The sequence below is a fragment of the Pseudomonas sp. 05N36 genome (assembly GCF_056397385.1).
The window spans coordinates 44646-55531 of the sequence record NZ_JBFTNH010000016.1; the positions used below are offsets into that span (position 1 = coordinate 44646).

12 protein-coding genes are annotated in these 10886 nt (G+C 59.1%); 7 read left to right on the top strand and 5 right to left on the bottom strand.

Features of this window, described 5'->3' with window-relative positions; genetic code table 11:
* Nucleotides 1–43: 43 nt before the first annotated feature.
* The 3 genes from AC1DIH_RS19605 to AC1DIH_RS19615 all read right to left on the bottom strand — a co-directional run bounded on the left by AC1DIH_RS19605 (nt 44) and on the right by AC1DIH_RS19615 (nt 2531).
* Complete coding sequence (locus tag AC1DIH_RS19605) at nt 44–370, bottom strand: amidase (protein WP_477772948.1); 327 nt, start codon at nt 368–370, stop codon at nt 44–46.
* On the bottom strand, nt 367–1461 hold the full coding sequence (locus AC1DIH_RS19610) for a serine hydrolase domain-containing protein (RefSeq protein ID WP_477772949.1): 1095 nt from the start codon (nt 1459–1461) through the stop codon (nt 367–369). Before AC1DIH_RS19610 ends, AC1DIH_RS19605 begins: the two co-directional genes overlap by 4 nt.
* Before the next feature lie 182 nt (nt 1462–1643).
* Nucleotides 1644–2531 carry an acyl-CoA dehydrogenase middle domain-containing protein gene (locus AC1DIH_RS19615; protein WP_477772950.1) on the bottom strand — a complete coding sequence of 296 codons (888 nt, stop codon included), beginning with the start codon at nt 2529–2531 and terminating at the stop codon, nt 1644–1646.
* A gap of 140 nt (nt 2532–2671) precedes the next feature.
* Between AC1DIH_RS19615 and olsB the strand changes: the two genes are divergently transcribed.
* Nucleotides 2672–3427: an L-ornithine N(alpha)-acyltransferase gene (gene olsB / locus AC1DIH_RS19620; protein ID WP_054596060.1), complete on the top strand. Its 756-nt coding sequence runs from the start codon at nt 2672–2674 to the stop codon at nt 3425–3427.
* Complete coding sequence (locus AC1DIH_RS19625) at nt 3427–4218, top strand: lysophospholipid acyltransferase family protein (protein WP_477772951.1); 792 nt, start codon at nt 3427–3429, stop codon at nt 4216–4218. Before olsB ends, AC1DIH_RS19625 begins: the two co-directional genes overlap by 1 nt.
* A 100-nt stretch (nt 4219–4318) precedes the next feature.
* Here the strand turns inward: AC1DIH_RS19625 and AC1DIH_RS19630 are convergent, their stop codons facing one another.
* A complete protein-coding gene (locus AC1DIH_RS19630; RefSeq protein WP_477772952.1) occupies nt 4319–4903 on the bottom strand; it encodes an acyl carrier protein phosphodiesterase in 585 nt (194 codons plus the stop codon).
* Between the two features lie 154 nt (nt 4904–5057).
* On the opposite strand from AC1DIH_RS19630, the gene AC1DIH_RS19635 reads away from it, so the two are divergent.
* The 4 genes from AC1DIH_RS19635 (at nt 5058) to AC1DIH_RS19650 (ending at nt 8637) form a co-directional block, all read left to right on the top strand.
* Nucleotides 5058–5363, top strand: a complete 306-nt coding sequence (locus AC1DIH_RS19635; RefSeq protein WP_477772953.1) for an ArsR/SmtB family transcription factor — start codon at nt 5058–5060, stop codon at nt 5361–5363.
* 28 nt (nt 5364–5391) lie between these two features.
* Nucleotides 5392–6558: an MFS transporter gene (locus tag AC1DIH_RS19640; protein WP_477772954.1), complete on the top strand. Its 1167-nt coding sequence runs from the start codon at nt 5392–5394 to the stop codon at nt 6556–6558.
* 22 nt (nt 6559–6580) lie between these two features.
* On the top strand, nt 6581–7630 hold the full coding sequence (locus tag AC1DIH_RS19645) for an alkene reductase (RefSeq protein WP_427530206.1): 1050 nt from the start codon (nt 6581–6583) through the stop codon (nt 7628–7630).
* 359 nt (nt 7631–7989) lie between these two features.
* Nucleotides 7990–8637, top strand: a complete 648-nt coding sequence (locus AC1DIH_RS19650) for a hypothetical protein (RefSeq protein WP_477772955.1) — start codon at nt 7990–7992, stop codon at nt 8635–8637.
* A gap of 190 nt (nt 8638–8827) precedes the next feature.
* Here AC1DIH_RS19650 and emhR read toward each other — a convergent pair whose 3' ends face one another.
* Entirely contained in the window at nt 8828–9460 is a 633-nt protein-coding gene (gene emhR, locus AC1DIH_RS19655) for an efflux system transcriptional repressor EmhR (RefSeq protein WP_477772956.1), read from the bottom strand.
* A gap of 266 nt (nt 9461–9726) precedes the next feature.
* On the opposite strand from emhR, the gene emhA reads away from it, so the two are divergent.
* Nucleotides 9727–10884, top strand: coding sequence for an efflux RND transporter periplasmic adaptor subunit EmhA (gene emhA, locus AC1DIH_RS19660; RefSeq protein WP_477772957.1), 1158 nt, complete (start codon nt 9727–9729; stop codon nt 10882–10884).
* The last annotated feature ends 2 nt before the right edge of the window (nt 10885–10886 follow it).

Below are 10886 nucleotides of genomic sequence, written 5' to 3' on the forward strand. Positions count from 1 at the left end.
TGAGTGAACGCGCTTGCAAACCGCGCAAGGCAAAAGACCGCCCCTATGGGTTCAACCGACACCCTTGACGAATCCCCAGCCACGCGGCGATATGACTGCGCCCCATGCCGCTGACCGTCACGCGCTTGTTGGGAGCGTCATCGAGAAAACTGCTGACGGGCACGTACTGCGTCACATAGCCCTGACAATAATCCGCCGGGTTGTTCTCGACATACCGGCATGAGCAATACTCCTTGGCGGTGTAGGCGCTGATGATGTCGGGAAATGCCCACAAAGCGACCCGTTCCTGCCAGATCCAGCCGAGCAGCACAGCGATCAACAACAGCAACACGCTGAGCCGTGGTCGACGGCGAACAAATCTGAAATTCATGGCTGCACCTTCTGCGCAAATGCCGCCAGTGCGAGCCTGAGCAATTCGTTGTGCTGGTAACTGCCGTCGCGATCATCGCCATAGCGCACGATCACCAGGTTCTCGCTGGGCACCACGTACAGCGCCTGCCCCCAATGGCCGAGTGCAGCGAAGGTGTCATCGGGTGCGTCCTCCCAGGGTCTTTCGGCGCCGTCGACCGCCCGATTGAGCCACCAATGCCCGCCGGGAACGGCTTCATCCTGATTGGCCTTGAAGCGAATGAACGGTTGGCGATTGAACTCGACCCAGTCTTTTGGCAGCAACTGCCGGTTACCCCAGCGACCGTCGCGCTGCATCAACAGGCCGATCCGTGCCAGATCGCGAGCCGTCATATAGGCATAGGACGAGGCGACAAACGTCCCCGTGGCATCGCTCTCCCAAACCGCACTGCGAATCCCCAGGGGGCCGAACAACGCGGTCCATGGATAGTCGGCGTAGCGCTGCGCACCGACCATGGTCTTCAGCGTTGCCGACAATAGATTGCTGTCACCGCTGGAATAACGAAACGCCTGACCCGGCGGGCTGAACTCGTCATGGCCGGCAGCGAACGCGGCAATGTCCTGGCGTCCATGGGTGTAGAGCATCGCCACTATCGAAGAATTCAGCGGTGCATATTCATAGGTTTCCTGCCAATCCAGCCCCGAGGCCCAATGCAGCAGATCCGCGATGGATACCTTCGGATGGCTCTGCAAGGGTGGATAAAACTTCACGGCCGGGTCCTGCAATTTGAACAAGCCTTCGCCATAGGCCACGCCCAGTACCGTGGCCATCAGGCTTTTACTGACGGACCAGGTCAGGTGCGGTGTATCGGCTGTGGTTGGGCCGGCGTAGCGTTCGTAGATCAGTTGCCCGTCACGAATCACCAGCAAGGCATCGGTGCGAACGCCTGTGCGGCTGCCGTCGTCGCGCGGTGCAAAGGCGTAATCCTCCAGGGCCTGAAGCGCCGGACCGCTGATTTTCGGGCCGGGTGACCATTGCTCGGCGGGCCAGTTTTCCGCCAGAACCGGAAGGCTGACCAGCAACAGGAACAGCAGAGTCAGGCGTTTGAACACGACAGGCACTCAGAGGGATTAACCMTCTGAGCGTAGTCGAGATAAATGACAGTTCGAAAGTTGCGCTTTAGGTGAGACCGTCATCGCGAGCAGGCTCGCTCCCACAGGGGCTTGTGTAGAACACAAAACTGCGACATGGCATCAATCCAATGTGGGAGCGAGCCTGCTCGCGAAGAGGCCCTTCAGTTCAGCGAAGATCCCGCCAACGCCTTGGCCAACCGCTTGGCCCGGGCTCCCGCCGCCAGATCAAGCACCGCCTGATCGCGCTTCCACAACGCCAACCATTGTGGCGGTCCGGCGGCAAAGGCTTCATTGAGCGCTGGCTTGAGCCCGTCAAACTGCGCAAACAGCCCACCCAGCAACACATGCCCGGCGCTGCTGTTTGGCGGTTGGCGACTGGCTTCCGCACACCCGGCCAACAGTGCCAGCAACTTCAGTTGAAGGTCTTGCGGCCAGGCGCTGTCCTGACCGACGCCGTACAACCAGGCACTCATGGCGCTGAGTACATAGACGTCTTCCAGAGTGCGGAACGGTTTGACGTACGCATCCCAGCCATCTCCAGCGAGCAGTTCACACAGCGCGTTGTCGAGAAACAGCCGGCCGTGACTGATGTCCGGCATCAAGGCAATGGCCGGCAGCTTTTCAACCCGTACGCCGGGTTCGCCGGGATACACCACCGCCAGACTCAAACGCGGTGACTCGCCCAGCTCTTCGCTGCGTGCCGCGACCAGCAGCCAGTCCGCCGCATCACCCGCGGTCACGAAATCCTTGCGCCCGCTCACACGCAAATCCTTGAGCCGGGTTTGCAGGTCCGCCGGGCGCAGGCTGCGCTGCTCAGTCGCACACAATGCCCCCAGGCTCAGCGGTGCACTGGGCCACAACATGCGCAACGCCGCCTGGTACCCCACCAGAAAGGCCAACCCCGGCGTTGCCATCATCCGCCCGCCGCGCACCGCCAATTCGAACGGTGTCACCGCGCCCAATACATGCAACAACATCGCATACCCCTCTGCCAGGTCGGGGGTTTCGGGCTGGCGCTGGTTACAGTTCAACAAGGCTTGCCAAGGCATAAACGGGTCCTCTGGGGCTGTCACACAAGCATCACCAAAGCTTCATGGCGATGACACCGGGGCTACATAGCCTGACTTTGCACAACAAAGTCGATCGACTGCAACCCAAGACGGGTGAGCAGCCCGTACGGAGATTCGCAATGACTCAGATCGCCCGCATCAGCGACACCGGCAATGAACGCCGCCTGCAAGCCGAACGCCTGATCGGCGCCGAGGCGTTGCAGGAAGCCCAGGCCCTGCGCTTCAACGTTTTCAGTGGCGAGTTCAACGCCAAGCTCAAAGGCGCAGAGTTGGGTCTGGACATGGATGACTATGATGTTCACTGCGCCCACATTGGCGTGCGTGATTTGAATAGCGGACGCCTGGTAGCAACCACGCGTTTGCTCGACCATCAGGCCGCCAGCAGCCTGGGGCGTTTTTACAGCGAAGAAGAATTCAGCCTGCACGGCCTGGTCCATCTGCAAGGCCCGATCCTGGAAATCGGTCGCACCTGCGTCGACCCGGCCTACCGCAACGGCGGCACCATCGCCGTGCTCTGGGGCGAGTTGGCCGAAGTGCTGAACCAGGGCGGCTACAGCTACCTGATGGGCTGCGCGAGCATCCCGATGCAGGACGGCGGCATTCAGGCCCAAGCGATCATGCAGCGTTTGCGTGAACGCTATCTGTGCACCGAGCACCTGCGCGCCGAACCAAAGAAACCGCTGCCGGCCCTCGACATTCCGTCCAACGTGATCGCCGAAATGCCGCCACTGCTCAAGGCCTACATGCGCCTGGGCGCGAAGATCTGTGGTGAGCCGTGCTGGGACGAAGACTTCCAGGTGGCCGACGTGTTCATCCTGCTCAAGCGTGACGAACTGTGTCCGCGCTACGCCAAACACTTCAAGGCGGCAGTCTGATGAGCCGGCTGCGGGTGTACGCGCGGATCGCGCGAGTGCTGCTGGTGGTCGCGCTGGGCTTGAGCATGGCCAGCGTGTTCGGGCTGTTCGAACGCATGGGGATTGCCAACTCGATGGTCCGGCGCCAACGCTGGTCGCGGTTTTTCATGACCCGGCTGAGCAACGCCCTGCCCTTTCGCGTGACGGTCCACGGTGAACTGCCGCAAAAGCCGATGCTCTGGGTCAGTAACCATGTGTCCTGGACCGACATCCCGCTGCTGGGCATGCTCACGCCCTTGTCCTTCCTGTCCAAGGCCGAGGTGCGTACCTGGCCGGTCGCCGGCTGGCTCGCAGCAAAGGCTGGCAGCCTGTTCATTCGTCGAGGTTCGGGTGACAGCCAACTGATCCGCAAACAGATGAGCCGCCACCTGGAGCAGGCCCATCCGTTGTTGATGTTCCCGGAAGGCACCACCACCGATGGCCGTTCGTTGCGCACCTTTCATGGTCGCTTGCTGTCCGCGGCCATCGACGCGGACGTGGCGCTGCAACCGGTGGCCGTTCGTTATCTGCGCGACGGCCAGATCGACCCGCTCGCCCCGTTCATTGGCGATGACGACTTGCTCTCGCACTTGATGCGCTTGTTCGCCAACGATCGGGGCGACGTCGAGATCCATCTGCTCAAACCGATTGCCTGCCACGGCCAGGAACGCGCAGCGCTGGCCTTTGCCGCGCAGCAGGCGGTGCAGAAGGCGTTGTTTGGAACGTTGCCGGAAACACAGCCAACTCCTTTACGTCCGGCCATAGCCGCTTGACGCTGTACCCTGTGGGAGCGAGCCTGCTCGCGATAGCGGTTTGCCAGTCACCGACAATGTTGACTGTCAGGCCCTCATCGCGAGCAGGCTCGCTCCCACATTAGATTTGTGCAGTCAGATGGTTATGCGCAAACCGTTGCAACTCTGGATAGAACAACCGAAAGTCCTCGCTCAACGGTTCATACAACCGCTGCAACTCCTCCATCGCCGCGGCCAGTTCTTCAGGCCGTGACAGGCGCCGTGAAATCCCCCGCAGCACCTGGTCCAGCACCGCAAACTCCCGATAAGAACCAAGCCAGTCATTAGCCGCCATGTGCGGGGCGATCTGCGCCAGTCGCCCTGGCAACTGCGGTTCGGCAGCCAGCACCCGGTACACATCCGAAGTGAACTGTTCCAGCGGCTGCTCAGCGTAAAGCCTCCAGTCCCGCGCCAGGCAATGGTCGAAAAACACATCGAGCACGATCCCGGCATAGCGCCGTCGCGTCAGCGTAAAGCGCGACAACGCCAGGTCGACCAACGGATGGCCGTCGGTAAACACGTCGATGCTGCGATGCAGCTGAATGGCCGCTTCGATCTCCGGATTAAATTGCCCTTGCAGCCGACCCTTGACGAAATCGCCATACAAACTGCCGAGCATTTGACCGGGGCGCTGGCCACCGAGATGAAGATGTGCGAGATAGTTCATGCTGCGTAGCTTAGCACTGCGTCATTCATATCGTTATAACCCGATATACCGATTTAGACTGCCATCAGATCAAAATCATATTGGTATATCGCGAAATACCGATTTATAGTTCGCCTCATCGCGATATAACGTTTTACCCAACCCGAGCACTGCCATGTCCACCATTGACCTCGACGAAATAATAAAAGCCCTGGCGCACCCGGTACGGCGAGAAATCCTGCACTGGCTCAAAGACCCGACCGTCGAATTCCCCGACCAATCCCACAGCAACGAGCACGGCGTCTGTGCCGGGCAGATCGATCAACGTTGCGGTTTGTCGCAGTCCACGGTTTCCGCCCATCTGGCGACCTTGCAACGCGCCGGCCTGATCAGCAGCCGTAAAGTCGGCCAGTGGCATTTTTTCAAACGCAACGAGGACACCATTCAGGAATTCCTCCGCACCTTCAGCAAAGAGCTCTGACCCTTTGTACGCCGACAAGGAATCGACAATGCCMCTCCCGCTACTCATTCTGGCCCTCAGCGCCTTCGCCATCGGCACCACCGAGTTTGTCATCATGGGCTTGCTGCCCGATGTGGCGGCCGACCTTGGTGTGTCGATCCCTGGCGCCGGGTGGCTGGTGACTGGCTACGCTCTGGGTGTGGCCATCGGCGCGCCGTTCATGGCACTGGCCACCGCCAGACTGCCACGCAAGGCTGCGTTGGTGGTGTTGATGGGCATTTTCATCGTCGGCAACCTGCTCTGCGCGCTGGCCAGTGACTACCAGGTGCTGATGTTCGCCCGAGTCGTCACCGCCCTGTGCCATGGCGCGTTCTTTGGTATTGGCTCAGTGGTGGCTGCAGGTCTGGTGCCTGCCAACAAGCGGGCTTCGGCCGTCGCACTGATGTTCACCGGCCTGACCCTGGCCAACGTGTTGGGCGTACCGCTGGGCACTGCGCTGGGTCAGGAAGCCGGCTGGCGCTCGACCTTCTGGGCAGTGACCGTGATCGGCGTGATTGCGTTGATCGGCCTGATCCGCTTCCTGCCGGCCAAACGCGACGAAGAAAAACTCGACATGCGCGCCGAACTGCGCGTCCTCAAAGGCGCCGGTATCTGGCTGTCGTTGAGCATGACCGCACTGTTCGCCGCATCGGTCTTCACCCTGTTCACCTATGTCGCACCGCTGTTGGGCGAAGTCACCGGCGTCTCGCCACGCGGCGTGACCTGGACCCTGATGCTCATCGGCCTGGGCCTGACGGTCGGCAACATCATCGGCGGCAAGCTGGCTGACAAAGGTATGGCGGCGACGCTGATTGGCGTGTTCATCAGCATGGCGGTGGTCTCCACCGTGCTGACCTGGACCAGCGTTGCAGTGATCCCGACCGAAATCACCCTGTTCCTCTGGGCTACCGCGTGCTTTGCCGCCGTCCCCGCCCTGCAAGTGAACGTAGTGACCTTCGGCAAGGCGGCACCGAACCTGGTGTCGACCCTGAACATCGGCGCTTTCAATGTCGGCAACGCACTCGGTGCCTGGGTTGGCGGCAGCGTCATCGCCCACGGTTTCGGCCTGACCAGCGTGCCCCTCGCGGCCGCTGCGCTGGCGATCCTGGCGCTGCTGGTAACCCTGATTACTTTCCGTCAGAGCGGTAATCCCGAACTGGCCCCTGCTACCAACTGATACCTCACGAGGGTTGTATTAAATGACGACTATTTTCGATCCGATCAAGCTTGGCGACCTGCAACTGGCAAACCGCATCATCATGGCGCCACTGACCCGTTGCCGCGCCGACGAAGGCCGCGTACCGAACGCACTGATGGCTGAATACTACGTGCAGCGCGCGTCCGCCGGCCTGATCCTCAGCGAGGCCACCTCGGTCACGCCGATGGGCGTCGGCTACCCGGACACCCCGGGCATCTGGTCCAACGACCAGGTGCGTGGCTGGAGCAACGTGACCAAAGCGGTACACGGCGCCGGCGGCAAGATCTTCCTGCAACTGTGGCATGTGGGCCGGGTTTCCCACCCGTCTTACCTGAACGGCGAAGCACCGGTTGCACCGAGCGCCATCCAGCCAAAAGGTCATGTCAGCCTGGTTCGCCCACTGGCCGACTACCCAACGCCACGCGCACTGGAAACCGCTGAAATCGCCGACATCATCGACGCTTATCGCGTCGGTGCGGAAAACGCCAAGGCTGCCGGTTTTGACGGCGTGGAAATCCACGGTGCCAACGGCTACCTGCTCGACCAGTTCCTGCAAAGCAGCACCAACCAGCGCACCGACAATTACGGTGGCTCCCTGGAAAACCGTGCTCGCCTGTTGCTGGAAGTGACCGACGCCGCCATCGAAGTCTGGGGCGCAGGTCGCGTCGGTGTGCACCTGGCACCCCGCGCCGACTCCCACGACATGGGCGACGACAACCTGTCCGAGACCTTTACCTACGTCGCTCGCGAACTGGGTAAACGCGGCATCGCGTTCATTTGCTCCCGCGAGAAAGAAGCCGGCGACAGCCTCGGCCCACAACTGAAAGAAGCCTTCGGTGGCCCGTACATCGCCAACGAACGTTTCACCAAGGACAGCGCCAACGCCTGGCTCTCCAGCGGCAAGGCCGATGCAGTCGCCTTCGGCGTGCCGTTCATTGCCAACCCGGACCTGCCCGCACGCCTGAAAGCCGATGCGCCGCTCAATGAAGCACGTCCTGAACTGTTCTACGGCAAGGGTCCGGTCGGCTACATCGACTATCCGACGCTGTAAACTCCGTTTAAATAAAGAAGCCCCGGGTAGAAATACCCGGGGCTTCTTTATTGGTAAATGTTCAACTAATGAAACAACATCAACATTGCACCGACACTGACAGCGGGGTTAACTTCAACCGCCAACACGACTAACACGCTATCTAATATGGACGCCCCCGCCAACAAACTTATTTTCACACTGACACTGAGCAACCTCACTGACTCGATAGTCTGGTGCAACGACGTCACGCTGGATGGTACCCCCGTCAGGCTTCCCTTCCAACGTCATGCCACTCAGCACGCAGCTGATCGTCTTGGAGCGCTGAGCCGTGGCCCGCAAAGCCCCTGAAACCACTTACTTAATCGAAAGGAATCGAAATGAACGACATCAAAGACACCGGCAACAACTACGATGACCTGCTCTCGTTTTTCAACTACACCTCCATTGGAATACTTTACAACCTGACGCCGCTTCTATTCAGCGAGGAAAACCAGCAAGCACTGGATGAGTTGATTGGGATCGCCAAGGTTGAATTGATCAGTCTGTTAGATCAAATTAATTCGGAGCACGCCCTGAACAAAAAAATCGAACAGTGGCGAAATCAAAACAAACGCGCGAACATCACTCGTGTGATAGTCAAACTCATCAATAACTCCCCTCACACGTTTAAAATTGCACAGACCAGCTTGCCACTGCACACATCAGAGCGTGAGTCATTCCTGCTCCCCGCGTACGGCAATACCGCATTCAAATCCGATTTCGCCTATACCTACGCCTACCCTTGGCCAAAAAACAAAATCATGTTCAATCAGTTCGTGGATTTTATCGATCAGAACGTCGGGGTACGTTTTGATCTCGGCATGATAATGAATACATCCTTCGGCGTTCTGTCGCCAACACACAGGGCACGGGTAAAAAACACCGTCACCTCCATTGGCTCGTCCAAAATCAATTGCTCAACCCAAATCACGAGCATGGGAGAGAACGAGCCTTTCAATTTCGAGGTGGAAATCAGGCTGGGCTGAAGCAGCACCCCTTCCGGATTGCTCTCACCTTTTCACATCTACGACACAAAATTCCTACAAAATACGTAGCTTGCTACCTGTCATCCCGAAGCGCGTCCGTATATAAAAGCACTCATTACGACAACGCGGGCGAAGAGTTGATCTTCGCCCGCGTCTATTGACAGAAACGGATCCAATTACGCATTTTGTTTCAATTGCGTAGGCTGGGGCTCAAGCGCAGCATGTCCAGACCTGTGTCGACGCAGCGCGCAGCTTCAATGTGTAGCTGGAAGCTGTCGGGAGCGAGCAGCCACTGATACAGGATGCCGTCAACATAAGCGTGAATGCTGATCGCAGCGCGGGCCGTGTCGAGATTCTCCGGCAACTGGCCCCGTTTCACTGCATTACGCAATGCCAGTTCGATACGCACATTGCACTCCAGACTGACGGTGCGGCGCTGCTGGCGCAGATCACACATTTCATCAGTGAATTCGCACTTGTGGAACAGAATCTCATTGATGCGTCGAGTCTTCGGGTCCAGGGCAACTTGATGAAACAAATGAATCAGCAGTTTGCGCATGCATCCCAGCGGATCCTCTTCCTCTGCGCTTTCGCTCGCCCTGGCCATCTCATCCAGCGGCTCATGCAAGCTGTCGAGCATCGCCTGAACCAGATCGGCCTTGTTGCTGAAATGCCAGTAGATGGCCCCACGCGTCACACCGGCCAGGGTCGCGATGTCCGCCAGTGTCGTGCGCGCCACGCCCCTTTCGTAAAAGGCCTTTTCTGCCGCTTCGAGAATCTGGCTGCGGGTTTCTTGAGCTTCCTCTTTAGTACGACGGACCATGGCAGTAAAACCTCAATCAGGAATGCTTCAGCGATGTCTGTACACCGTCTGAATAAATGTGGGGCGAGCTCTCTGAGGTCTCATCCCCAGCCTACAATTCTCACCTTGCATCGACTTTTGTAACCGGATGGGTACTGAGCCGGGCTATTTACAAACAACCATGAACGTAAGTATATTCCTTAGCAAGCTACTTATCCACCCGGCATAATTTTTTTACCTTTACACTTTTCTTGTGCGCCTGTTGCGCGCCTGACCCGAGGATCTTCATGCAATTCAAGCCAGCTGTTACCGCTCTGGTTACTGCCGTCGCCCTGGCATCGCTGCTCAGCGGATGTAAAAAGGAAGAGGCGCCCCCAGCCCCTCCAACCCCTCAGGTCGGCGTCGTAACCCTGCAACCTCAAGCCTTTACCCTGACATCCGAACTGCCGGGCCGCACAACGGCCTACCGCATCGCGGAAGTTCGACCACAGGTCAATGGCATCATTCTCAAGCGCCTGTTCAAGGAAGGCGGCGAAGTGAAGGAAGGCCAGCAGCTTTACCAGATCGATCCTTCGATCTATCAGGCCACCCTGAACAGTGCACAAGCCAACCTGCAATCGACCAAGTCGATTTCCGATCGCTACAAGCAACTGGTCAACGAGCAAGCCGTCAGCCGTCAGGAATACGACACTGCCGTGGCCAACCGCTTGCAATCGGAAGCCGCCCTGAAAAGCGCAGAGATCAATGTGCGCTACACCAAGGTTTACGCACCGATTTCCGGTCGCATCGGCCGCTCTTCGGTCACCGAAGGCGCACTGGTCAGCAATGGCCAGGCCGACGCCATGGCCGTGATCCAGCAACTGGACCCGATCTACGTCGACGTTACCCAGTCCTCGGTCGAGCTGCTGGAGCTGCGTCGTGAACTGGAAAGCGGTCGTCTGCAAAAGGCCGGCGAGAATGCCGCCATGGTCAAGCTGACCCTCGAAGACGGCAGCCAGTACAAGCAACAGGGCAAGCTCGAGTTCTCCGAAGTGTCGGTTGACCAGACCACCGGTTCCGTGACCTTGCGTGCAGTGTTCCCGAACCCTGATCACACCTTGCTGCCAGGCATGTTCGTTCACGCCCAGCTGCAAGCCGGGGTGAACGCCGCCGCGATTCTCGCGCCGCAACAGGGCGTGACCCGTGACCTCAAGGGAACGCCAACCGCTCTGGTGGTCGGTCCGGATAACAAGGTCGAGCTGCGTCAGCTCAAGGCCAGCCGCACGGTCGGCAGCCAATGGCTGATTGAAGATGGCCTCAAGGCCGGCGATCGGCTGATCACCGAAGGACTGCAATTCGTCAGACCTGGCGTTGTAGTCAAGCCCACTGAAGCGACTAACGTTGGCGCAAAGAACCCAGCCCCCGCACAGGCAGCTAACACTGCCACTGGCGGTAAAGGGGAGTAAAC

Bases quoted from the DNA above. Each gene is read 5' to 3' on its own strand.
- AC1DIH_RS19625 (WP_477772951.1), top strand. From the start codon at position 3,427: ATGAGCCGGCTGCGGGTGTACGCGCGGATCGCGCGAGTGCTGCTGGTG.
- olsB (WP_054596060.1), top strand. From the start codon at position 2,672: ATGACTCAGATCGCCCGCATCAGCGACACCGGCAATGAACGCCGCCTG.
- AC1DIH_RS19650 (WP_477772955.1), top strand. From the start codon at position 7,990: ATGAACGACATCAAAGACACCGGCAACAACTACGATGACCTGCTCTCG.
- AC1DIH_RS19645 (WP_427530206.1), top strand. From the start codon at position 6,581: ATGACGACTATTTTCGATCCGATCAAGCTTGGCGACCTGCAACTGGCA.
- emhA (WP_477772957.1), top strand. From the start codon at position 9,727: ATGCAATTCAAGCCAGCTGTTACCGCTCTGGTTACTGCCGTCGCCCTG.
- AC1DIH_RS19615 (WP_477772950.1), bottom strand. From the start codon at position 2,531: ATGCCTTGGCAAGCCTTGTTGAACTGTAACCAGCGCCAGCCCGAAACC.
- emhR (WP_477772956.1), bottom strand. From the start codon at position 9,460: ATGGTCCGTCGTACTAAAGAGGAAGCTCAAGAAACCCGCAGCCAGATT.
- AC1DIH_RS19605 (WP_477772948.1), bottom strand. From the start codon at position 370: ATGAATTTCAGATTTGTTCGCCGTCGACCACGGCTCAGCGTGTTGCTG.
- AC1DIH_RS19635 (WP_477772953.1), top strand. From the start codon at position 5,058: ATGTCCACCATTGACCTCGACGAAATAATAAAAGCCCTGGCGCACCCG.
- AC1DIH_RS19630 (WP_477772952.1), bottom strand. From the start codon at position 4,903: ATGAACTATCTCGCACATCTTCATCTCGGTGGCCAGCGCCCCGGTCAA.